This window comes from Brevibacillus sp. NPDC003359, from assembly GCF_042878995.1.
Taxonomy (GTDB): domain Bacteria; phylum Bacillota; class Bacilli; order Brevibacillales; family Brevibacillaceae; genus Brevibacillus.
Window position 1 is genome coordinate 1,332,160 of record NZ_JBIAOR010000001.1, and the last position, 22,960, is coordinate 1,355,119.

Below are 22,960 nucleotides of genomic sequence, written 5' to 3' on the forward strand. Positions count from 1 at the left end.
ACCACATTTTGCCCAAAACGTTACGGCAGCGGAGCATGCCAAATGAAATCAACTTGCGTCATGGGTTACCTGCCGTTTTCTCTGAGAAAATCTCCTTCACGAAAAGCGGAATGACCTTGCTAATCGCTTTACGGAGTTCCTTCTCATCATATCCATCAGGCAGGGCATCCGCCTCTTCCTTCAGCAGATCAGCATGAATGCGGAGATTCAGATTTTTCAGGATAACCCCCATGTCATTTACGCCAAATGATTCTTCGAGTACGCCTTCATCTATAAGTTTGTAGAGAAACTTCTCCACACGCGCGAGCGTCACATACTGCTCGACAAACAACACTTCTTCCGACTTCGGTTGATTCGGGTCTTTCAGTGGCTTTTGGCTTTTGACCTCACTAAATATATCCGTGACGATTTTGACAAATAACTGTCGTCCAAAACGATCCCGGTAATCGGCATTTTTCACGACAATTCCTTCCCCGATTTCTTCTTCCCGTAGCTTGCCTCCTAGCGATGTTTTGCCGACAAACGATTTGAGATGCTCATCCCCTTGATATTCCCCCTGATAAAAGACCGGCACGAGATGCAAGCCAAGTCGATGCGCTTCCCTTTCCACGATCGAGAATTCCACATATTTGCAAGCAACGGTATCGTACATATCAAACAAAAAGAATTGTTTTTCATACTGGGGATATTTGATTTTATGCGGATTCAACCACTCTCCGAAATAAACCATGCCCGCCACGATTTCCTCTTTCGGGAGCTGTTGTGTCCATTGATAAAAGTCGTGCAGATTCTCTTCCTCATGCAATTCCATATTTCGCGAGAATGCCCGGATGCTGTCCGTTTCTTTATCGTATCGAAAGCTTGCATTTGCTCCGTCAAGCTTTTCTTGAATGATTACGAAATCCCCTTCTTTGAATACACCTTCTGTCGTTTGGTGGCCGAGACGTACAACGTCCGTATATTTCTTTTGCTCCATCTTGTTCCTCCACACGCTTGATAAAGCTCTTTATTTTGGAAGATTATATCATATTATGGAATTTCGGACGGGAATCGTTGAAGAAAACAGAACGACCATCACTCTTCGGTCACGGAGTAATGGTCGTTAGCTATAGCTTTCTTGAAAAGGGTCGCTGACGTCAGGGAGTCAAACTTCTTTTACTTCTCCCGTTTGTGCATTAATTTGTAGAATAATATCTACTTCATTATCATAATCTGTTGCTTTAATCTGCCAATGATCTTTCTGTCCATTTGCACTTTTAATAATGACTCCGTTATCATGTTTGCTCTTTAAGTATTTTATTGCGTATTGAATAGCCTTTTTTTCATCCATTTGATTACTCGGATTTTTGCTTTCTTCATTAATTACAAGTTTACTGAGTTCTGCTGAACTGGGGTATGACTGCGCGGATGGTGTCGTTGACCATGTAGATACCATGTGCCCCACTTCGATTTGATCAAATGAAATGTTACTACCCTTGCTATCTTGGAAGACTGCTTCTTCTTTTGGGAAGTACCACTCTGCTTCATAGTTCGTACTGTCTTTCGTCTTAGTTTCATCATTTTCTATGACTAAGAGACGTTTTTTTTCAATATCTTTTTCAATGACGTATCCAGTTAATGTTTGTCTTTCAATCTCATTGTTACTAGTTGCACATCCAGACATGAGTAATGCTGCTAAAAATAAGAGTAAAGCCTTTTTCATTGCAATCCCTACCTTTACCTTTCTAGTTTCCCATGAAAGGTGTGTTCTCATTGGAAACTAGATTTCCATTTAATTTTCAGTAAAAATTGCATCAAGGTTGAAATAATCTTCTTTTTTACGGATATGAGTATATACTCCTGTATCAGCACTATGCACTCCAATGGCTGTTCCCCCATAAAATATTGGTCCTCCACTATCTCCGCTTATTTCAGAATAAGTGGCTTGTCTCATATTAGTAAAGTATTGTGTGTCTCCATTTGGGCTTACTATATTCCCTCTCCAATTCGTAGATTCCAAAGTGCCACATTTCACTTTTCCCATTTGACTTCCTGAAATACACACAGTATCTCCAATGGTTTCGTCCCTTGTCCTCTGAACCTCTGTAATCGTACTGTAGTTTGATTTGCGATTTCCAAAAAGATAGTACGTAGCATCATCAGAACCTTTGGTTAGTTCGATAATGGCTGCATCCACGCTTCCACCGAAATTAAAATCTGCTGTTCTTCCAAACCTTGCCCCTCCTTGCTCAAACCTATCTCCAACATTATCTGTGCAGTGTCCAGCAGTTATGACATAAAAATTATTATTCTTTTGCGCAGAAAACGCTGACGTACAAGTTCGATTCTCCGTATCATTTTTGATTTCTAATCCTGCCTGAATAGGTCTGAATTTGTCATCTGGACGAGCCTGAGCTTTCCTAACTTCTTCTTCCTTGATATTGAAAATGTCAGCATCAAAACCCATTTCAGCCAATGCAGCCTTTTCATCTATTGCTGCCATAAAAAGCTTTGCAGCCTTTTTGACTGATGGCTTTTCCTTTACTCCGATGTTAATTTTTTGAGTTGGCAAGTCAACATTGACAGAAACGATAGCCAACCCTTTTTTCTCAAGGCTTGCTGCATTTTGAAAAACATGATCGGCTACTTCGTTTAGTTCATCCTCAGAGTATTCCGTATAATAGAAGATTAACTTGTCCTCTTCGTACAACTCTCGCAATTCTTCAAGATGATGTTCTACCTTCGTTTTAGCATTGGCTTTAAATCCAATATTAACTACTCCACCTGATCTTTGATCGATATAGATCCCGGCTAATTCTTCTTTAAGATTTTCTTCAATATAATCTTTAATAAAAGGAATCTTATCTTTTTGCTGATTGATTCTTTCGTCAAGTTCTTGTTCTTCTTCTACCGTTAAGTAAGCACCAAATTTAGAGAGTTTGAACTTACTATTGGAAAAATCTTGTTCCGTTAATTCTTCAAGACCCATTTCCTTTCGAAATCTATTAGTGTCATCAATGTCTGCTGCGTTCACATTTTCATTCGCAATAATAGGACTCATGTTCATTAATGACATGGAAGTAGCTACAACAATTGCTGCAAAAATAGTTTTACATTTACTCAAAACTTCCTCTCCTCCTTCTATTATCAATTACCATAATAGTTATTTTTTGTAATTTGGTCAATTTTGTGTTTGCCCATATATCGAACCACTCGTAGTTGCTTTCAACAAAGTATAACGTACCTTTTAATAGCTCAATGACCATCTCCCCTCTCCCGCGTTCAAAGCGATTGCCTTTTACTATTCCACTTCAGGCTAACTCGATCATTATTTTCGAATCGTGTTTTTTACTCGCATTCAAAAAAACAGCCTGTCAATAAGACAGACTGTCATCTCCACAGTAACATTAACTTATTTGAGTCGATTTATATCGATTATCCTCACACTGTTACATTTGGATGGACGAACAAGTCTGGCGAAGATGTAAGAATTTCAATAATACTGATTCTAGCATCCAAACTTGTCCTTTTCTAATCTCGATGCCACCAGCAGGTTTATTATTTTGCCAAGTTCAAAAGATTTCCATAAAGATTAACATCGTGTTCAGTTTCAAAGTAGATAATTATGTCGATTGCTTTCATCTAATTGCACCTCTCTCAATAAAAGTAGTTTTTCCACCAGGCAAGTGACACAACATTTCAAAATATGCTAAATATTTACAGTTTTCAATACAACCTATATACTGGTAATGTTATAAAATATTTTTGATCAGGAGGATTTTTTATGTCACGTAAAAGGACAAAAGTTGCTGCTGGTTTATTCACTGTCGTTGCTTCGCTTTCATTCTTTACAACAAGTGCATTTGCTGACTATCTCGGAGGTAAATGGGATGTATCGAATATCCTTTATGAGGACATTAATCTAAAATCAAAATATTCTCGAGTGCTCTGGACTGCTGTTGATAAATGGAATGGTATAAGTCCAAATATGGACCTTTCACCCGTGGATACTGACGAAACTGGCTATGTTAGTGTAAAACACCCTTCAAAAAAATCGGAAGATTACATGAAATCTGCTCAAATATATGGTTTAGGTGTACCTTATGATGAATTTGGTAGAGAAGGTCGTTCTCCTTACGCTTCTGCAGAGGTAATAATTTCTGCCAGTATGTGCGATAGCCTAGACGAAGACGACAGGATTAATACAATAGCACATGAATTTGGGCATATACTTGGTTTAGCGCATACATCTGATACGAGTGAAGATTCAATAATGGATAATAATGATGTTTTTGACTGGGACATTGATGGCCCAACAAGGTATGACAAAAGAAACATTAAGAACCTCTATAAAGACTAATATTGAAAGGGCGTGTAGTTAATGAAAAAATTAGTCACAATTATTTCAACAGCAGCTTTAGTTGTTGGGGTAGGTTCAGCGCTAGCTTTTCAAGAAATCAAGGAAACAGCACACGCAGACTCTCATAGCAATGCTTTGGCTAAAGTATATAAATCAACTGACGAGTTGGTTGAAAGCTCTAACGTGATTATCAAAGCAAATTTACCTAATGAGTACAGAAAAGAACAAGTTTCTGAAATAGTATTTTATGTATATGATGTTCAAGTAGATAAAGTATATAACAACGAGACTGACCAAAAGATTACAGAAGGTGATACTGTCGAAGTTTATCGTGTTATTGGTTTCGACACTGGCGGAGGTAAAGAAATGGCTGACATAGTAGCACCTAAATTTCAAGAATTAGAGCAGGGTGAATATCTCTTGTTCTTAAATGGTAGTTACGATGAAGATCTTAAGAAGCACATCTTGATCCCAAATTCACCTCACCAACTCTATAAGTCCGACAGCTCAAAAGGTTTGAATTCTAAAAAATCTGTTGATAGTCAATTTGAAAGTATTTCTGAATCAGAAGCACTTCCTTCCATCAACGAAGACGATCTTCTTGATGCAATCAAGTAGTTTCCCGAGGCACTTGTTTATCAGGTGCCTTTCTTATTCTATTAAAAACATCTTTTTAAAATAATTCGATCAACAATTCTTCTTTTCAGCACTACTTTAAGTTCGTTGAGTGACTTTCCTGCTTTTTACCAATGGTGCCTGAATCAGCGTCACCAAGACGCATTGAAACTCGATTTTTCGAAGCTTTGGTAATAATTATATATTTTTGTCGATTATAAATAACTTTCCATCAATTTTTATTCATCATTTCTTATATTCCCATTTCACCTACTTGAATAACATCAATTTCACAACAATCCATACAATGACTTGTCCAATCCGATCTCTTTCGTAAAAATTGGCAGGTTTTCCAAAGTTCCTGAGTATACTTTCTGTATGATGGTCAAGGCAGGTGAAACATGTGAAGCAAGCAGGAGCCAATCCTCAAACTGAGGTGCTCGAATCTTCAAGTAGTAATAATCGAATTCAAGTTGTATTCAATCGACCAGTAAGTGTTAAGCAGCGAAATACTTTACCTGAAATAGTTCGTACCACGTCGAGTTCAAATTTAACAACTGTTTTTGAAGAATTAGAAAGCCTGATTGGCTTACATGAAGCCAAGAAAACGATTTATGAAATTTATGCGCTTATCAAAATGAATAAAGCAAGAGAACGACACGGGCTTAAAATTGAGAAGCAAGTTTTCCATATGGTTTTTAAAGGAAATCCTGGTACTGGGAAAACAACAATTGCACGCCTTTTCGGAAAGATCTTTAAAGAAATGGGTGTTTTAACTAAGGGCCATCTAACTGAAGTTGAACGTGCAGATCTCGTTGGTGAATTTATTGGGCACACGGCACAAAAGACCCGTGATCTTGTTAAGAAAGCCATGGGAGGAATACTATTTATCGATGAGGCCTACTCATTAGCTCGTGGTGGTGAAAAAGATTTTGGAAAAGAGGCTGTAGACTGTCTTACAAAATGCCTTGAGGACTTTGGCAATGATTTCGTCTGTATAATCGCTGGGTACAATGATGAAATGGATACATTCCTTGAGTTAAATCCGGGACTGCCTTCACGCTTTCCCGTCCACATCAACTTTGCTGATTATGAGGTGGATGAGTTGATGGATATTGCAAATGTAATGGCAAAGAACAAGGAGTATAGAATCTCTGCCGAAGCAAGTGAAAAACTGAGAAGAAGACTGCTAACAGTAACGAGCGATCCATTTCATGTAAATTTCAGTAATGCAAGATATGTACGAAATAATATTGAAAAGGCAATACGTGTGCAAGCCGTTAGATTGCTCAAAATTCCTGACCCAACCCGTGATGATTTAATGAATTTGAAGTCTGAGGATTTTTCAATTTAGAAACAATAAAATCCCTCATATTGAGGGATTTTGTATTATATTACCGAAACAATTGAGATTCTGAACCAGGTAAACCTGCCCTATTTTTTCAATCTGAGCCTGTCCAAAGCGAAGCAGAGCACTACGATTCCAAGCAGTGATCCCGAGAGAAACGGGACCACATGCTGCAAAGGATGGACGAAGGGTGAAATTCCTTTTACCAGGAATGCGTGAAAAAAGACCGTCACGATACCAAACATCCCCACTCCGAACCAGAACAACCATTTTTCCAAGACAGGTACTTGTCTCATAACGATCTGTCTGTTTTTGTGCGCACTTCGCGCAATGACATACAAAATAGCCAAGCCGCCGAAAAGGGTACTTCCGTGCTGTAGCAGCTTGTAAACAGGCACTTGATAATGGGCGACCGAGATGGATTGTTGCAAAATCAAGAAGTGGTCTACCATACGTCCACCGTCATGGGTAAAGGCATCCCATGCGATATGACTCAAACTACCGAATAACGCGGAGTACATAAACACAATTACCGCTCGCCACGCTGGCATTCTGCTTCTATCATTTGTATAGTTCAGCCCTCGTCCAATCCACTCTGGCAAACGCGCAAGCATCGGCTTTTTGACCACATACTGGAACAAAAACGCTAATAGGATCGCGATAGGCAAATCAACCAGCCACAATCCGAGCATGGTGTGACTATAAACGCTATATGGCTGCATCCGGAAGAAATACTCAAAATCGGGTGCCATACTGCCAAAGACGAGGGCAGAGAACGAAAACCACTTGCATTTGCGTAACGGCAGTACAATAGCCGGATGAGCAAAAGTAAAAGGCATGCACTTACTCCTTTTTCGTGATTAGAGTGGCAATAGATTTGCAACTACCTGCTTGCCACTTACTTGAATCCCTTTGTCTTGTTTTCCGCAATGAGTCAGATCTCTGATGAGCTGCTCGATCAATCGCTTGGCTTCCTGACTTTCCTTTTTCTCCAGTTTTACAATCAATTGCACGGCGTCCCCGGATGTAAGAATTCGTTCTGCCTGTCTTTTTTTCGTATCGTAATCATGGTCTTCAATGTAGGCACTTAGGCGAATTTCTTTTACTTTTACGCCTTTTTCTACTTTCCGGTTTTTGGCGTTTTCCTTGATGACCTGTTCCTTATGATTCGCTCGATTCACTAACTGACAGGGCGGCGGACTCGAAGCCAAAGACAGGCATACCAAATCCACTCCCTGTTCTTTTGCCATTTGAAGCGCTTCTTTTGTGGAGACGATTCCGAGATCTTCCCCGTTTACTCCCGTTAATTGTACGACTGCTGCTTTTATTTTTTCATTCAGGATCATCTTGAGTCTCTCCTAACCTGTTCATTCAATTTTCAAGGACAATATTACTTCTACAAAGAATGTAGTGTATCCTTCCAAAGCTCGTAAATGCAAATCATTTTCATGACGAAGACCAATCGTTTTTGTATAATAGGACAAGGCATCAACTTACGGACGTCTTCAAACAGAATTTTCATTAGCAAACTAACTAATTGGGGGTACTTTGGTGGAGTTCAGTTATTCAACCGCATTAACGCATTCTGCGTCTCATGTGATGAAAATGCATCGGCAAAATGTAGAATTTCTGATTCAAAAATACGACGTCTATCCCGGTCAGCCCATTCTCTTGATGCGCCTAACTGAAAACGATGGAATGATCCAAAAAGAATTGGCCCGAAGAATCGGAGTAAAGCCCGCTACGCTAACCGTCATGATTAATCGCATGGCCAAATCGGGACTTGTCGAGCGCAGAGCAGATGAACGGGACCAACGTATCTCCCGCGTATATCTTACCGACAAAGGTCGGCAGGCTACCAAGCATGTCAAAGAAGTATTACGCGTTATTGAGGAAAATTGCTTCATCGGCTTCTCAGATGAAGAAAAGGATGTCTTGCGGGGCTTGCTTGACCGCATGCACAGCAACCTCCAAGCCTTTTACTTGCAAAATACGCAGCCCACTTCTGACTTGTAAAAAGCTTCTGTCCTGGAATAATAATGAGAAGGGTTTGACAACTTGCCGTGAATAATCTAGCAAAAGAACTTGATCCCTCATCCCTGACTGGCAATAAATCACGCAGGCTGTGGATGGCTGCGATTCTCGGATCGCTTTCTGCGTTTGGCCCGCTGTCCTTAGATATGTATTTACCTGCGCTTCCTATGCTTGCCGATGATTTGCAGACGAGCACCTCCATGACACAACTCAGTTTGACCGCATGCATGCTCGGCCTATCCATTGGCCAATTGTTCGCGGGACCGATCAGCGACGTACGCGGTCGAAGAATTCCTTTGATTATCGGACTCATTTTGTATGCGGTCTCTTCCTTTTTGTGTGCGGTAGCTCCCTCTATTTATACGTTCGTGTTGCTTCGCTTCGTACAAGGTCTTGCCGGTTCTGCTGGAATCGTGATCGCCCGTGCTACGGTTCGTGATTTGTACTCGGGGACAGAGCTGACGAAGTTTTTCGCCCTCTTGATGCTCATTAACGGGATCGCTCCGATCGCGGCACCTATCGTAGGGGGACAAATCCTTCAATTTACTACGTGGCATGGTGTGTTCGTCGTACTGGGTCTGATTGGCGCTATCATGTTCCTCGTCGTGCTGCTTGCTCTTCCAGAAACTTTGCCACAAGATCGCCGTTCCAAGGCGGGGATCGGCAATACATTGACGACCTTTGGTATCTTGCTGAAGGATCGCGTTTTCATGGGCTACGCCATGGCGCAGGGACTGGTGATTGCTGCCATGTTTGCGTACATCGCCGGTTCGCCCTTTGTGTTTCAAAAAATATATGAAGTGTCTCCACAAACGTTTAGTCTCATTTTCGCGATTAATGGTGTAGGTATTATTATTGCGAGTCAAATTACAGGAAAGCTTGCAGGCAAAGTGAAAGAAACTTCCATGTTCATTGCTGGTATTTCGATTGCAGGAGTCGGTGGAATCCTCCTTCTGGCGATGATTCTACTACAAGCTGGTCTTATTGCGGTGCTCGTTCCCCTCTTCTTTGTCGTATCCAGTGTAGGGATTGTCGGCGCAACAGGATTTTCCCTCGCCATGCAAAATCAGAGCAAGGCAGCAGGAAGCGCCTCTGCTCTCCAAGGGTTACTCTCCTTCATCAGTGGCGGAATTGTCGCCCCGCTTGTGGGAATCAGCGGCGAACATACCGCAATACCAATGGGGATCATCATGGCTCTTTCTACGATCGGCGCCATTGTCTGCTACGTGGTCATGGTTCGTCGGAGTTCATCAGCATCTTAATCAATCCACCACTTGCAAACATACGTTCCGTATATTACAATCACATTATGGGCAATATTAGTAAGTCGGCTTGACAAGTTGGTCATATGAAAACCAAGGGAGATGTTGACACATGGCATTGCGTTTGATTCCTTACATCGTTTTGAATGGCACTGCAGGTGAAGCGATTAGCTTTTACGAGCAAGCTCTAGGTGCTGAAGTACTGTTCAAGCAAACCTTCGGTGAAATGCCCGAAAATCCGGAGTTCCCATTACCTGAAGAAGCCAAGAATCGTATCGGACATGCTACTATTCGCGTCGGCGAAACGGAACTGATGTTTTCCGATACCTTTCCAGGACAACCGCATCAGCTTGGTGATCAAGTGACCATTTGCATCTCAACCGATGATAAAGAACAATCTCATAAGATTTTTGATGCCCTGCAAGAAGGCGGTCAAGTGCTTATGCCTCTGCAAGAAACGTTCTTTAGCCCAGCATACGGCAATGTGAAGGACAAGTTCGGCATCACGTTCCAAATTTACACGAATAATCATTGCATGGAGTAATAGGAAGGCCCTGTTCGCTTTAAAGGCGACAGGGCTTTCATTGATTCTTTTTACGTTGGTGGTATTTCTATCGCTCACACTAGATAATAAAAAGAACCAGGATCACATGTATCCTGGCTGTTGGTGTTGCTTCGCTTACTGTTGGTTGTTCTCCTGAGACATGAGTGATACAGGGCGTTGCGGAGTGAAAGTGGAGATCGCATGCTTGTATACTAATTGTTGCTTGCCTTCGCTATCAATCACAATCGTGAAATTATCGAATGCTTTAATATACCCGCGCAATTGAAATCCGTTCACAAGGTAAATGGTAACCGCGATGTTTTCTTTCCGCAAATGATTCAAGAACGTATCTTGAATGTTGATCGTCTGTTTCATGTACACTACCCCCTAAAAGGACTTGTATGTTATATATTCGGCAATTGTTGAAACTTTCCTGCCAATATTCGCTTGATAGTTTCCACGTTATTCCTCTGCTCGGCCGGATCGGTCATGTCAAACCATTGAATTTCTGCCATGCGACGGAACCAAGAAAGCTGGCGTTTGGCAAAATGACGCGTTCGTTGCTGAATGTCGTTCACTGCTTTTTCTAGCGTGATTTCTCCATACAGATACGGGATGAGTTCCTTGTACCCCAATCCTTGCATGGAGACCAGTGACGCGTCGTAGCCAGCATCCAAGAGCCCCCTCACTTCCTCAACCAGTCCCGCTTCGATCATGAGTTCAACGCGGTGGTTGATTCGTTCATATAGCTTTGCGCGGTCCATCGTGAGACCGATCATCACCAAATCATAGGGTGAATGCTGCGCCCGCAGCTGAAAGTCGGACATTTTGTACCCGCTGCTTTCATAAATCTCCAGTGCGCGAATCACTCGCTTTACATCATTGGGATGCAAGCGTTCGGCTGTAATCGGATCGACATCGGCCAGTCGGGCGTGCAGTGCTTCCACGCCTTCGCTGTCAGCCAATCTTTGCAGTCGGTCACGCAACTCAGGGTCTTGAGAGGTGGTGGAAAACTGAAATCGATGGGTAACCGATTCTATGTACAGACCTGTCCCGCCGACGATAAACGGAAGTTTGCCACGTTGGTTAATGTCTGTAATCAACGATGCAGCACTTTCCTGAAACATCGCGACAGAGTATTCTTCGTCTGGATTTTTAATATCAATGAGGTGATGCGGTATGCTCGCAAGCTCCTCAGGTTCTGCTTTTGCGGTGCCAATATCCATTCCACGGTATACTTGCATGGAATCTCCGGAAATGATCTCACCGTCGAACTGTTCGGCCAGCTCCAGACTAAGCTGGGTTTTGCCGACCGATGTTGGGCCAATAATCACGACTAGCCTTTCTCTCTGTTGCAAGGTCACTCCCCTCCACCTATCTCTTTGTAGCTGTACACGACCTGCTGGCCGCGGGAGCGAAACGGCGTAAAACCAAAGCGCTCGTACATCCTACCTTCTTTTCCTTCTTTCATTACCACGCGTTTTCTCGCAACTCGCTGCGCTTCCAAAACAGCCTCCTCTGAAAGAGCATCTGGATTGGCGAACTCACGAACTCCGGCAATCCCCGACGAGCTTTGTACAGTTACCTCGAACATTGGATCGAAATAAACCACATCGAAGGAACGTGCAGGCAGTCCTCTCAGTACTTCTAGATGGTTGCCACATCGCACCTCAATACGACGCATAGCTTGCTCTAGTTCTTCCGCATCGGATGACCAATGCCGCAGTCCATCTTCTACCAAGATGGCTAGCAATCGCTCAGATTCGATGCCGACAACTTTCCCATTTGCTCCAGTCGCATGAGAAAAGACTATAGCGTCTGCACCCAAACCCAAGGTTGCGTCCAGCACTTCATCACCTGGATGAATTTGGCAAGCAACAAGCATAGTATCATTATCGCCGCGCATGAGCCGCTTTATACGAAAAGCCGATGTGTTCGGGTGAAAAAAGAAAGGTTTTTTCCCCGGCACTTCCAGACGTGCTCCGAGAGCGGACACCACCAATAATTCTTCTACCCCATATCGCTTGCGCATTTGACCCAATGAAAAATCTCGCCGATTCACAACCTGTAGCCCCAATGTACTAGCCAATTCAGCTGCGTGACGCAAGGTTTCTTCACCAGGCTCAAGTCCGGTTGTAACAATCACGCCTTTGTTCCCTTCCTTACGTCTTCGCCCCTTTTGACAAGAACTGCTGTTCTAGAAAAACGACTCGACGGTTTTTAGATAAACGGTAACGATCATATTATTGTAAGCAGGATTAATTTGCCGGTCAAATAGAATCTGAACCAAACTGTGTTCCTCTTCGCTATGACAATCATACCATTTTTTATGAAAGCGCGTCGGACTGTAGTTTGATTTTTCAACCCATCCATTCCAGCCATGTGAACAAGACCCGCGAAGTTCCGTGAGTCTTGTTTATTGTAAGCATATCTACTTCTCTATGGAAAGGTTCGCCTGTCTGATCCAGTCCAGCCTGCGGTTATTTAACAAACCGAGATTGTAATAGGTAATGGATTGAGCACCTGCGTCCACGGCAGTTTTCACCCTCGCTGCCAGCTCGGCTGCTGACTGGATTTGGTTATGATGCAGGGACAAAGCTGCCCCCAACGTTGCTTCTGGGGCTACCAGCTTGATCGCATGAAACGTATACGCCACCTCATCGACACTGTCTCCATAGGCGAGCGGAACAAGACGATCGAGTGTAGCCGCAGCTTTTCGCAACGAAACCCCTTCCAAATAGGACTGATTCACAAAAAACGGTGTCGAGGACGGAAAACCATCCAGCGCAGTCCCCTTACTCTGCGCGATTTCCTTCAAGCTCCTCCATAACCCATCTACCACTTCCAAACGGGATTGCTGATAGTGATACAATTCCGGGTATTCCACCAGCAAAAAGGCAATCTCTCTCGCTTCTGCGGATACTTGCGAGATAGAATCTGCTTCCACCATCTGACTGACTAGCCTCGAAACAAGCAGGTGGACTGCCCCTACATCGATTCGCTTCGATTCAGCACGCTCCCTACATGCCCCACAAAAACAGAGCGAGAGTAACCATTGGAGTGATTCTCCCAGCGGTAGGAGGCATACTTCATGATGCTCGCCATGCTTCATGGGTAAAAAGGCGGTCGCTTCGATCAAGATCCGCTCTGGCTTGACCTGCTCCAGCGTATCTGTAAAAAGTGCCTTGGCGTAATGCTGAACCTCAGGCTGCGATGGACATAGGGCGTATGTGTATGTATCCCCCCAAATGTTTTGCACACAAAGATCTGGATGAGCCAAACCAAGCGTAGAATTATGAAGGCCAACCCACCATGTATGGAACCCCATCCCTGCCTGCCCACAACCATCTTTCATTTTGGCAAGAATGCCTGCTTGCGCTATTTGTTCGTGTACGGTCGGGCGTAGACGGTTGTACTTCGACCATTCCGGTGTAAACGATACTCCTGAAAACGGCAGCCTGCGAAACGTTTTGCTTCGCGGGTGAAAAAATCTCCCTTGATGGTAGCTGCTATTGACCACTGCTGTATTGCATTTAGCAGTTTGCAATGTTTGCATCAACGCTTCGATACCACTCTCAGCTATATCCCACGGATAAATAAACATCCCGGTTTGGCGTGATGAACTCATTTCGCTTCACCTCGTTTTTGCAAGTAATCATAAGTCAGTGTTTGTCTAAAATCAACCTTGATTTTCGAATCTTCCGAATAAACCGCAATAAAGAAACACTCCCAAGGAAGTGTCCCTGGGAGCGTCTGTTACATCACACGCTTAAACATTTTTTCTAAGTCATAGCCAGAAAAATGAATGACAATCGGCCTGCCGTGCGGGCACGTATACGGACTGCTCGTATTGCGCAGTTGGTTCAGCAAGCTTTCCATCTCCGCATGCGTCAGGAAGCGGTTCGCTTTAATCGATGCTTTACAGGACATCATGATGGCGGCTTTCTCGCGCATCAGCACGACATTGGCTTGGGCGTTTTCTCCCGTTTCCAGTACAAATTGAATGAGCTCCTCAATGACCTCCAGCTCCGCCCCTTCCGGAAACCAATGCGGGTGAGCGCGAACGATAAAGGTCCGTCCACCGAACGCCTCGATCTCCAGACCAAACGATTGCAAAAGCGACAGTCGCTTCTCCAGTTTGCTTGCCTCTGCAGTCGTATATTCCACCGTATGAGGAAACAGCATGATCTGGCTGGACATGACCTCCTCTGCAAGCTTGTCCATGAAATACTCGTAAAAGATCCGCTCCTGCGCGGCATGTTGATCGATCAAATACATCCCTTCGTCATTTTGCGCGACGATGTAGGTACCATGTACTTGACCAACTGGGTACATGACGGGAACAGGCGAATCCGTCTCATTTTCATTGGTAGCTTCCAAGAGTGGCAGTGATGGATCGGCACTTGCTGCGGCTGACGTGTCCTCGCTGCTGATTTCATTAATGGAATGTTGAACAGGAGACAGAGCCTGGGCAATGTCCAACTGTGGCGGAAACTTCGTCTCGTAAGATTGGAGAGATTCCCTCGGGTCCTTTTGATCCAACAGAGTCGCCTGCACGATTTCATTCGGGAAAGCCTCTACTTTTGCAGATTCCAGCTTTTCATAGTTGGCAGAAGACTCCTTCACTGTACCGTTCTCAATGGATGGTGCGATATGCGGCACCGTATCCACTTGCTTACCTGTCGTTTCCTGCTTGGCCATCCATTCCTGGAGCCGAGGACTCGCTGCTAATAAAGGTGATTGTGGAGTGTCAGGCTTGGTGATTTGCAGGTCGAACTGCGGTTGTACGACCTGCGTTATGACCTTAGCTTTTGGTTGCGTAGCCATGGGTCTGACAATTCCTAAGCCTTGCCGCAATGTCTCTTTTACCGACTGTTCTATTGCACTACACAATTCATCCTCTTTACTGAATCTCGCCTCTAGCTTGGCAGGATGTACATTCACATCGACCAGTGATGGGTCCATCTCGATCTGTAGAGCCACAATCGGATAACGGCCGATGGGTAACAATGTATGATAACCGCGCATAATCGCATTGTTGATCGAATAGCTGCGCACATAACGACCGTTTACCAGCGTCGAAAGGTAAGAGCGATTCGCCCTTGTCACTTCCGTCTTCGAAAGAAAACCAGACCATTTATAGTCGAGGGTCTCCCCTGCAATTGGAAGCAACAGCTTTGCTACTTGCACACCGTAGATAGCCGCCATGACGTGCAGTAGCTTTCCGTCACCAGACGTTTGCAAGAGTGTCTTGCCGTTATGAGTCAGCAGAAAGGAGATCGACGGATGCGTGAGTGACAGCCGGTTCACATAATCGGAAATATGTCCGACTTCAGTGGCGATCGACTTCATGTATTTCAAACGAGCAGGTGTGTTGAAGAACAAACTGCGTACACATACTTCCGTCCCTTTTACAGCAGCTTTATCGGAAATGGTGCCGAGGTGCCCACCTTCCATCAAGAGATGCGTCCCTACCTCACTACTGGACGTGCTGCTCGTCAGTTCCATGCGCGAGACTGCGGCAATACTCGGCAGTGCCTCGCCACGAAAGCCCAGTGTACGAATGCGGAACAAATCACGAGCATTGCTGATTTTACTGGTGGCATGGCGCTCAAAAGCCAACTGACAATCTTCCCGGTCCATCCCTTTGCCATTGTCAACGATCCGAATCATCTCCAGACCGCCTTCTTCAACGTGGATCTCGATTGTCGTTGCACTGGCATCAATTGCATTTTCGACCAGCTCTTTGACAACCGAAGCTGGTCTTTCCACTACTTCCCCTGCAGCAATCATATTGGCGAGATGCTCATCTAACACTTGAATGCTTCCCATGAGTTCCTCCCCTCCGGACGAAACCTATCGCTTTTTCAATTGCTGTTTCCATGCATACAGCTTCATCATGGCGTCCATCGGCGTCGTTGAATTCAAATCCAGCTCGCGTAGTTCAGCCATAATCGCTTCTTCGTCCTCCGATTGGAACTGCATTGGTTCTTCACGCACCGCAGCAACTGGTGCCGTCCACAGCGATTCAAGCGACATTTGCACGTCACTCGCTGCATTTCCATTGCCTGCATTTCCATTCGCTTCAAGCCCGGTTAAAATGCTGCGCGCCCGCTCAATGACCCAGGTCGGCATTTCAGCCAGCTCTGCCACATGGATTCCATAACTTTTATCTGCTCGACCTTCTTCAATTTTGTGGAGGAACAAGAGCTTCCCTTCCCGTTCTTCGCATCGAGCGTTGACATTCACGACACCACTCAACGTCTCTGCTAACCCAGTCAACTCATGGTAGTGTGTCGAGAAGAGCGTTTTGGCACCGATTTTTTGGCAAATATACTCAATGACCGCTTGTGCAAGCGCCATTCCATCGTACGTCGAAGTCCCTCGACCAATTTCATCGAGCAGGATCAAGCTCTTCGCTGTCGCTTTTTGCAGGGCATGTCTGGTCTCCAGCATTTCCACCATAAACGTACTGTGCCCACCTACCAAGTCGTCAGCTGCCCCGATCCGAGTAAAAATCTGATCGACAATCGCCAGCTTGGCCTGTTTAGCAGGAACGAAGCAACCGATCTGTGCCATCACCGTGATTAAGGCGATCTGTCTCATGTACGTACTCTTACCCGCCATATTCGGACCCGTAATGAGCAAAACTTGACGATTAGTCTGATCCATCACGACGTCATTTGCCACGTACTTTTCGCGCTCCAGAACCGCTTCTACTACTGGATGACGCCCTTCTGAAATGACGTATTCGCCGTTTTCCACAAGCTCAGGGCGTATAAATCCGCGCTCATCACTTACCGTAGCAAATGCCTGGAGAACATCGACAGATGCAATGCGCTCAGCGAGGTTTTGCAGTCTTGGTATATGCTTCGCGACTTCACTTCTTACAGCCACGAACAGTTGGTATTCCAGTTCAATCATCTTTTCTTCCGCTTCCAGAATGAGCGCTTCACGTTCCTTCAACTCTGGCGTAATGTACCGCTCTGCATTGGCCAATGTTTGCTTGCGCTCATACCGTCCGGCCGGAACGTTTGCCATATTGGACTTCGATATTTCGATGTAATAGCCGAACACTTTATTGAAGCCAACTTTGAGTGAACGAATCCCTGTCGCTTCCCGTTCTCCTTGCTCCAGTTGGGCAATCCACGTCTTCCCTTCACGACTTGCTGTATGGAGCTTGTCTAGGTACTCATCGTATCCCGTCCGAATCATTCCGCCTTCACGAACCGATATCGGGGGATCATCCACGAGTGCATTCGCCAAATAGTTGACAATATCCGTACACTCATCCATCCCTTGCGCCAGTTCCATCAATACAGGGGTATTCGTTTGGATCATATACTGCTTCAGCTCTGGAACAGCTTCCAAAGACATCCGCAGCTGAATGAGATCTCGAGCATTTGCATTCCCATAGGAAATACGACCCGCCAGACGCTCCAAATCATAGACACGATCCAAACAAGTCCGCAAATCGGAGCGAAGCAGCATGTCACCCTTCAACGCCTCCACAGCGCTCAGACGTGCCTCCAGCTGATCGCGACTGAGCAACGGCCGCTCAATCCATCTGCGCAAAAGGCGACCACCCATTGCCGTTTGTGTCCGATCCAACAGCCACAAGAGAGAGCCTTTTTTCGTCTTATCGCGAATGGTCTCTGTCAATTCCAAATTGCGTCTGGAAAAGCCGTCCATTTGCAGATACTGCTTGGCATCGTACTGCTTTAACAGGCGCATATGGGCAAGGCTGCGTTTTTGCGTCGTCCCTATGTAGAACAAGAGAGCATTGACCGCCGCTCGCATGGACATATCCAAACCTTTTGCCTGCTCCGCATATTGACTATCCATCGCAAATGCGTCCAGTTGGTGTGCATCCACGATAGTAGATGGCAGTGCTGTCTTAGGCAAAGCAGTCAGGCCAAAAAAAACGAGCTCCTTGGGGCGATATTGCAAGGCTTCATCCAGAACAGCATCTGCCTGTCCCACCAAAGAGGTAACGTACAGTTCGCCTGTACTCATATCACACGCAGCAATTCCCGTCCGACCTTCTACCTGGGCCAACGCTGCCATGTAATTGTTTTCCTTATCAGTCAGCCATTTGCCTTCCATCATCGTACCCGGAGTAATGACGCGTGTCACTTCTCGGCGAACGACCCCCTTGGCTTCTTTTGGATCTTCGACTTGCTCACAAACGGCTACTTTATGTCCTTTTTTCAGTAGCTCCGCAATATAGCCATCTGCCGCATGGTGTGGAACACCACACATCGGTATGCGCTCAGACCCACCACCCTCACGTCCCGTCAGTGTAATTTCCAACTCACGGGACGCAAGAATGGCGTCATCAAAAAACAGTTCGTAAAAATCGCCTAAGCGAAAAAATAAGAAAGTATCCGGATAATCTTTTTTGATAGCCAGATACTGTTGAATCATCGGGGTATATTGAGCCATTGTTTTCTTCTCCTAGCCTACTCATTATCGTCGCTATTATATCATGATTGTATGGTAATGTTGACCCTGCATCCAATGGTAGTTCCGTTTATAGTAGCTTCCATGTCTTTCGCAGGTCTTCATCCGTTATCCACGATTGGCTCTCGATTAAAAAAGAAAAGTACCGATCCAAATGAATGCGTGACAGCGTATAACCTGGCAGCTCTTTTAATTCTTGCCAGACTTGAGCAACGTACGGCAGGAGCTTTTCTTTCTCACTCTGGTAGTACGCTTTGATGAGCGGGAGCTTTAGATGAGGCGTCGCTTGTAGCTTCTCGTGATTGGTTGCAACCAAATGGGCCAAATGAAGAATACCGCGAGCGATAAGGGGATGAACGAGCCAACTGGGGAGTGTACGATATTCGAATCCATATTCCTTCTCTCTTACATCCCCTAAAAATCCATAACGCTCTCTGCGGTTCATACACCCTGCATCTTCAATCAGCACAAGGGGAAGAGCCAAGTACGCATCCAGCTTCCGCCGAAGAGAAAACGTAGGTGTGAGCCCGCCAAAATGAATATGACCGCCGATTGGGTAACCTTGAAACGGCATTCCGCCAGCGAGCCATTCGATTGACGAGTTCCCTATTTTTTTGTATGCGAGTGCCAGATTATCGTAGATATGCATAAATAATTGATCGGGGTCCTCCGATGGCACAGGTCTCAACTCTGCAACCGGGTGCTGATGGAGACCTAATTCTTCTCGATAGCGTGTCGTATCGCATCCAACCGTACCATTGATGCTCAGGAAGTCAGAAGCAAGTGCCATCTCTCCTGTGGGCTTGCGCAAAGCAAACTCGGGATCAGCCCCCATGCTTTGCAGCTTTTGCGGCTGTTTGCCCATCCGACCTTCCCACCAATCTCGTGCCCTCTGCATATATTCGTCAGCATGCTTGGCTGGCCAATTTGGTTCCACCTCGACGACCTTAAGTCGATGAGGAGAAGCCGCCATGACCGTCACTTGACCCGCATCGGCTCCGGCTGCATACAAACTGCGCGCAGCCAGCCCTTGCACCACCTGAATTTCTGTTTCGGTGGTAGGCAAGGAGACGGAATGCCACTCGGGTTCCTGTAGGCGGTGTAGCAGCCATTGTGATTGCTCCTCGCTTCGGGCGATATCCAGTACATAGTCTTGGTAAAGGCAGATCCTATATGTTCGCCAGCCAGGTCGCGCTGCTTTTCCTGTCGTTACAGGTATTCTCCCCTGCCGGACCAACCAGCGCCCGATTTCAGGACGATGCAAATACGCTACGACTTCTTTCGCGTTCGCCGTCATCGGTTGTGTTGCTGGCGTTTCCTGCCTGTTAGCTCGCTGACTCGCCTTTGTGCGTAGAATCATGCCTTCCACACTCCCCCACTATTCTCTCGTTATTTTATGAATGCGCCCAGAAAAAAGTGTAAAGTGTACGCATCCGAAAAAAAGAAAAAAGAGGAGATAATTTCTCCTCTTTAGTCAAGCTCGTCGAGTAGCGTAGCGGAATCAAAGTCATCAAACTCGTCACTGTTATCTTCAAAATCGTCAACCAGATGGAACTCTTTGTCATCACAACTGTTGCAGACAACAACGCACACCTTTGTTTCTCCAATGACCTCTACTGCATATTCGCTTTCAACTCTGACTGTGATTGTGCCACCACCACTTAACTCCGCTTTTATGCACTTCGGTTGCTCCACGGCGCGTGCAACGATTTCCAGATCGCCTCTGCAGTTCTTGTCGAAGAACGTAAGCGGTACGAGTACGGAGAACTTAACCGTTTCCCGCTTGACTTCGGTTTCCGTGTTATTAGCAAACGAAAACCACAGGTTGACGTCATACGTACCAGATACTTCAACGGCATCTCCGACTTTCTCTGCTTGGAAGTTCGTGTTTATAATCCAGCATCCGAGGATCGTCGAAGGAGTTTGCGACGGTATGATGGTGTGGGTGGTAGTAGAAAATTTATGGCCTTTGCCGCAGACTGCTTTCGCGATAAGTTCCCGGCACTGTAGATCTTTGTCTATACCCGACATTTCGTTACCTCCTCCATACAACGTTTCTGTACATTTGTATGCAGGGCATTCGACTAGCGTGCAAACAACCACCTTATATTTGGGAAAGTTGTTGGGTACTCATCAAAACAGCGTCGGGAAGACTTTCTATCAAGAATTAGGAGCAGCAGCCGCCAGATTTTTTCTTCTCAGGCCCGCCACCCGTCTCTCCAGTCAATGGGTTTCCGCCTGTATCCAAAATAATACGCTCCGAAACGGTGTTCGTGATCACGTTCGTGACCATTTGCAAAAGATCGTTCACATCGACCTGCGATTGCTTGAATTCCGTCACGATTGGAATGGCATCCAGTTCCACATGCAATTGGTTGTACTCGTCTTCCACTTTTTTCACCAGTTCCGGCTTGTTGATGGATTCAAACATCACCATTTGCTTTTGCTTCTGCTTCAATGTATCAATTAATTCTTGCACACGTTCATTGTGCTTGATTTGCAGTTCGGCACGTTTGAAGAAATCAACTTCATTCGTACGCGAGATCATAGCTGCCAGTTCGCGAGCTTTATCGAGAATTTCTTTCTGTGTATATGCGTTTGTTTGTTCCATAATGACCTACACCTCAACTTTGGATACGAGCTCTCCGTGGAGTGTCCACGTTTTCGCATCTGTAATTTTTATGTGTACATACTGACCGATCAAGGATTTGTCCCCGGTGAAATGGACCAACTTGTTCGTACGCGTACGACCCGCAAGCACTTCCGCATTCGTCCTTGATTCACCTTCCACCAGTACCTCGACAACCTGGTCCTGCAGTTTTTTGTTCTGCTCCAGACAAATGCGGCCCAAGGCTTCATTGAGTCGATACAAGCGGGCTTTTTTCACTTCCATCGGAACGTTGTCTTCCATGACAGCAGCTGGTGTACCTTCTCGCGGGGAATAAATGAAGGTATACGCAAAATCGTACTTGACCTCTTCGACCATCGAAATGGTATCTTCGAACTGCTCATCGGTTTCGCCTGGGAAGCCAACAATAATATCGGTAGAAAGCGAGACATTCGGGATTGCGTCCTTGATTTTGCGAACGAGCTCTAGATAATGCTCACGCGTATATTTGCGCGCCATCCGCTTGAGTACTTCTGTCGAACCGGATTGGACAGGCAAATGGATTTGTTCCACCAGGTTGCCGCCTTTTGCCAGCACCTCGATCAAGTGGTCGTCAAAATCGCGCGGATGACTTGTCGTGAAGCGCACACGAGGGATATCGATTTTGCGGACCTCGTCCATCAGGTCACCAAAACCGTACTCGATGTCCTCAAAATCTTTCCCGTACGCATTGACGTTTTGTCCAAGAAGCATGATTTCTTTAAAGCCTTGGCGAGCGAGATCACGCACTTCCGCGATGACATCCTCCGGGCGTCGACTGCGCTCTTTTCCGCGCGTATACGGCACGATACAGTACGTACAGAACTTGTCACAGCCGTACATGATGTTAACCCAACCCTTGGTGTTTCCTTCGCGGAGCTTCGGCATATTTTCGACGATATCGCCTTCTTTGGACCAAACCTCAATCACCATTTCTTTGCTGAACATCGCATCGCGCATCAGTTCTGGCAGACGGTGAATATTGTGCGTTCCAAAAATCAAGTCGACCTGCTGGTAGCTTTTCAAGATTTTCTTGACGACTTTCTCTTCTTGGGACATACAGCCGCAAACACCGAGGATCAGATTCGGGTTGTTATTCTTGAGCCGCTTCATGTGGCCGAGCTCTCCGAATACTTTATCCTCTGCATTTTCGCGGATCGCACAGGTGTTAAATAGGATGACATCCGCATCTTCGACAGAATCAGAGGACGTATAGCCCATTGCCTGCAAGATACCAGAAATCGTTTCCGAATCATGCTCGTTCATCTGGCAGCCATACGTACGAACATGATAACGCTTTCCTTTTCCGATGCTCTGCATGTCTTCTGGGATATTAAAATCGTAATGGACTAAAATCTCTTCCTTACCGCGCTTTTTCGCATCTTTCAGAGAGGGGGCCTGGAAGTATTTCGCATAGTCTTCCGTTTTCTTTGGAGACTTAACGGATTTTAAGTCCACAGTCGCCTCTTTGGTTTCCTTCATCATGTATCACCTCAGCTAAAATCATCTACATAAGTAATCAATAAAGAATTATAGCATTTTGGGTGATACAAAAGCTAATGCATAATAACCATAATGAGGCAAAATATGTACGAAACGGCGAGAAACCCTTCCGATCATCTCTAGGTATTCCCGGCAGGCAAAACGTTACGAATCGAAGGAAAAGCTGATGACAGTTCAGAAGACAATGTGTTGACGCGAATGAGTG

The 22,960-nt window shown here is 45.3% G+C and carries 21 protein-coding genes; 6 read left to right on the top strand and 15 right to left on the bottom strand.

Annotated features, from left to right (window positions below; genetic code table 11):
- Positions 1–58 precede the first annotated feature (58 nt).
- From ACFYU8_RS05965 to ACFYU8_RS05975, 3 genes are all read right to left on the bottom strand, one after another.
- Complete coding sequence (locus ACFYU8_RS05965; RefSeq protein ID WP_390294924.1) at positions 59–976, bottom strand: RNA ligase family protein; 918 nt, start codon at positions 974–976, stop codon at positions 59–61.
- Positions 977–1,144: 168 nt separating this feature from the next.
- Positions 1,145–1,702 (bottom strand): DUF3221 domain-containing protein, encoded by a 558-nt coding sequence (locus tag ACFYU8_RS05970; RefSeq protein ID WP_390294922.1) that lies wholly within the window; start codon positions 1,700–1,702, stop codon positions 1,145–1,147.
- A gap of 69 nt (positions 1,703–1,771) precedes the next feature.
- Positions 1,772–3,103, bottom strand: a complete 1,332-nt coding sequence (locus tag ACFYU8_RS05975) for a S1 family peptidase (protein WP_390294920.1) — start codon at positions 3,101–3,103, stop codon at positions 1,772–1,774.
- A gap of 660 nt (positions 3,104–3,763) precedes the next feature.
- On the opposite strand from ACFYU8_RS05975, the gene ACFYU8_RS05980 reads away from it, so the two are divergent.
- The 3 genes from ACFYU8_RS05980 (at position 3,764) to ACFYU8_RS05990 (ending at position 6,308) form a co-directional block, all read left to right on the top strand.
- Positions 3,764–4,339: a matrixin family metalloprotease gene (locus tag ACFYU8_RS05980; protein WP_390294917.1), complete on the top strand. Its 576-nt coding sequence runs from the start codon at positions 3,764–3,766 to the stop codon at positions 4,337–4,339.
- A gap of 21 nt (positions 4,340–4,360) precedes the next feature.
- Positions 4,361–4,957, top strand: a complete 597-nt coding sequence (locus ACFYU8_RS05985) for a hypothetical protein (RefSeq protein WP_390294915.1) — start codon at positions 4,361–4,363, stop codon at positions 4,955–4,957.
- Positions 4,958–5,357: 400 nt separating this feature from the next.
- Entirely contained in the window at positions 5,358–6,308 is a 951-nt protein-coding gene (locus ACFYU8_RS05990) for an AAA family ATPase (RefSeq protein ID WP_390294913.1), read from the top strand.
- A gap of 80 nt (positions 6,309–6,388) precedes the next feature.
- On the opposite strand, the gene ACFYU8_RS05995 is transcribed toward ACFYU8_RS05990, so the two are convergent.
- Both ACFYU8_RS05995 and infC read right to left on the bottom strand, forming a co-directional pair.
- Positions 6,389–7,141 carry a DUF4184 family protein gene (locus ACFYU8_RS05995; RefSeq protein WP_390294911.1) on the bottom strand — a complete coding sequence of 251 codons (753 nt, stop codon included), beginning with the start codon at positions 7,139–7,141 and terminating at the stop codon, positions 6,389–6,391.
- Positions 7,142–7,162: 21 nt separating this feature from the next.
- Positions 7,163–7,648 (bottom strand): translation initiation factor IF-3, encoded by a 486-nt coding sequence (infC, locus tag ACFYU8_RS06000; RefSeq protein WP_390294909.1) that lies wholly within the window; start codon positions 7,646–7,648, stop codon positions 7,163–7,165.
- A 202-nt stretch (positions 7,649–7,850) separates the two neighbouring features.
- Between infC and ACFYU8_RS06005 the strand changes: the two genes are divergently transcribed.
- The 3 genes from ACFYU8_RS06005 (at position 7,851) to ACFYU8_RS06015 (ending at position 10,142) form a co-directional block, all read left to right on the top strand.
- Positions 7,851–8,318, top strand: coding sequence for a MarR family winged helix-turn-helix transcriptional regulator (locus ACFYU8_RS06005; protein ID WP_390294907.1), 468 nt, complete (start codon positions 7,851–7,853; stop codon positions 8,316–8,318).
- Positions 8,319–8,365: 47 nt separating this feature from the next.
- On the top strand, positions 8,366–9,598 hold the full coding sequence (locus ACFYU8_RS06010; RefSeq protein WP_390294905.1) for a multidrug effflux MFS transporter: 1,233 nt from the start codon (positions 8,366–8,368) through the stop codon (positions 9,596–9,598).
- A gap of 112 nt (positions 9,599–9,710) precedes the next feature.
- Positions 9,711–10,142, top strand: coding sequence for a VOC family protein (locus tag ACFYU8_RS06015; protein ID WP_390294903.1), 432 nt, complete (start codon positions 9,711–9,713; stop codon positions 10,140–10,142).
- A gap of 135 nt (positions 10,143–10,277) precedes the next feature.
- On the opposite strand, the gene hfq is transcribed toward ACFYU8_RS06015, so the two are convergent.
- From hfq to miaB, 10 genes are all read right to left on the bottom strand, one after another.
- Positions 10,278–10,517: an RNA chaperone Hfq gene (hfq, locus tag ACFYU8_RS06020; protein ID WP_007719110.1), complete on the bottom strand. Its 240-nt coding sequence runs from the start codon at positions 10,515–10,517 to the stop codon at positions 10,278–10,280.
- A 29-nt stretch (positions 10,518–10,546) separates the two neighbouring features.
- The gene (miaA, locus tag ACFYU8_RS06025; RefSeq protein ID WP_390294900.1) at positions 10,547–11,506 is read right to left on the bottom strand and encodes a tRNA (adenosine(37)-N6)-dimethylallyltransferase MiaA; all 960 of its coding nucleotides are present in this window, start codon (positions 11,504–11,506) and stop codon (positions 10,547–10,549) included.
- Complete coding sequence (locus ACFYU8_RS06030) at positions 11,503–12,288, bottom strand: class I SAM-dependent methyltransferase (protein ID WP_390294898.1); 786 nt, start codon at positions 12,286–12,288, stop codon at positions 11,503–11,505. The genes miaA and ACFYU8_RS06030 overlap by 4 nt, the downstream gene beginning before the upstream one ends.
- A gap of 285 nt (positions 12,289–12,573) precedes the next feature.
- The gene (locus ACFYU8_RS06035; RefSeq protein WP_390294896.1) at positions 12,574–13,770 is read right to left on the bottom strand and encodes a hypothetical protein; all 1,197 of its coding nucleotides are present in this window, start codon (positions 13,768–13,770) and stop codon (positions 12,574–12,576) included.
- 128 nt (positions 13,771–13,898) lie between these two features.
- Positions 13,899–15,974 carry a DNA mismatch repair endonuclease MutL gene (gene mutL, locus ACFYU8_RS06040; protein ID WP_390294894.1) on the bottom strand — a complete coding sequence of 692 codons (2,076 nt, stop codon included), beginning with the start codon at positions 15,972–15,974 and terminating at the stop codon, positions 13,899–13,901.
- Between the two features lie 24 nt (positions 15,975–15,998).
- A complete protein-coding gene (gene mutS, locus ACFYU8_RS06045) occupies positions 15,999–18,587 on the bottom strand; it encodes a DNA mismatch repair protein MutS (protein ID WP_390294892.1) in 2,589 nt (862 codons plus the stop codon).
- An 88-nt stretch (positions 18,588–18,675) separates the two neighbouring features.
- Complete coding sequence (locus ACFYU8_RS06050; protein ID WP_390294890.1) at positions 18,676–19,965, bottom strand: putative amidoligase domain-containing protein; 1,290 nt, start codon at positions 19,963–19,965, stop codon at positions 18,676–18,678.
- A gap of 110 nt (positions 19,966–20,075) precedes the next feature.
- Entirely contained in the window at positions 20,076–20,636 is a 561-nt protein-coding gene (cotE, locus tag ACFYU8_RS06055; protein WP_390294888.1) for an outer spore coat protein CotE, read from the bottom strand.
- A gap of 136 nt (positions 20,637–20,772) precedes the next feature.
- Positions 20,773–21,216: a YlbF/YmcA family competence regulator gene (locus ACFYU8_RS06060; protein ID WP_390294886.1), complete on the bottom strand. Its 444-nt coding sequence runs from the start codon at positions 21,214–21,216 to the stop codon at positions 20,773–20,775.
- A 6-nt stretch (positions 21,217–21,222) separates the two neighbouring features.
- Positions 21,223–22,734, bottom strand: coding sequence for a tRNA (N6-isopentenyl adenosine(37)-C2)-methylthiotransferase MiaB (gene miaB, locus ACFYU8_RS06065; protein ID WP_390297223.1), 1,512 nt, complete (start codon positions 22,732–22,734; stop codon positions 21,223–21,225).
- Positions 22,735–22,960 lie beyond the last annotated feature (226 nt).

What these genes read in the sequence shown, in the direction of transcription:
- ACFYU8_RS05965 (WP_390294924.1), bottom strand. Translation starts at nt 976, where the DNA reads ATGGAGCAAAAGAAATATACGGACGTTGTACGTCTCGGCCACCAAACG.
- ACFYU8_RS05970 (WP_390294922.1), bottom strand. Translation starts at nt 1,702, where the DNA reads ATGAAAAAGGCTTTACTCTTATTTTTAGCAGCATTACTCATGTCTGGA.
- ACFYU8_RS05980 (WP_390294917.1), top strand. Translation starts at nt 3,764, where the DNA reads ATGTCACGTAAAAGGACAAAAGTTGCTGCTGGTTTATTCACTGTCGTT.
- ACFYU8_RS05985 (WP_390294915.1), top strand. Translation starts at nt 4,361, where the DNA reads ATGAAAAAATTAGTCACAATTATTTCAACAGCAGCTTTAGTTGTTGGG.
- ACFYU8_RS05995 (WP_390294911.1), bottom strand. Translation starts at nt 7,141, where the DNA reads ATGCCTTTTACTTTTGCTCATCCGGCTATTGTACTGCCGTTACGCAAA.
- infC (WP_390294909.1), bottom strand. Translation starts at nt 7,648, where the DNA reads ATGATCCTGAATGAAAAAATAAAAGCAGCAGTCGTACAATTAACGGGA.
- ACFYU8_RS06015 (WP_390294903.1), top strand. Translation starts at nt 9,711, where the DNA reads ATGGCATTGCGTTTGATTCCTTACATCGTTTTGAATGGCACTGCAGGT.
- hfq (WP_007719110.1), bottom strand. Translation starts at nt 10,517, where the DNA reads ATGAAACAGACGATCAACATTCAAGATACGTTCTTGAATCATTTGCGG.
- ACFYU8_RS06035 (WP_390294896.1), bottom strand. Translation starts at nt 13,770, where the DNA reads ATGAGTTCATCACGCCAAACCGGGATGTTTATTTATCCGTGGGATATA.
- mutL (WP_390294894.1), bottom strand. Translation starts at nt 15,974, where the DNA reads ATGGGAAGCATTCAAGTGTTAGATGAGCATCTCGCCAATATGATTGCT.
- mutS (WP_390294892.1), bottom strand. Translation starts at nt 18,587, where the DNA reads ATGGCTCAATATACCCCGATGATTCAACAGTATCTGGCTATCAAAAAA.
- ACFYU8_RS06050 (WP_390294890.1), bottom strand. Translation starts at nt 19,965, where the DNA reads ATGATTCTACGCACAAAGGCGAGTCAGCGAGCTAACAGGCAGGAAACG.
- cotE (WP_390294888.1), bottom strand. Translation starts at nt 20,636, where the DNA reads ATGTCGGGTATAGACAAAGATCTACAGTGCCGGGAACTTATCGCGAAA.
- ACFYU8_RS06060 (WP_390294886.1), bottom strand. Translation starts at nt 21,216, where the DNA reads ATGGAACAAACAAACGCATATACACAGAAAGAAATTCTCGATAAAGCT.
- miaB (WP_390297223.1), bottom strand. Translation starts at nt 22,734, where the DNA reads ATGAAGGAAACCAAAGAGGCGACTGTGGACTTAAAATCCGTTAAGTCT.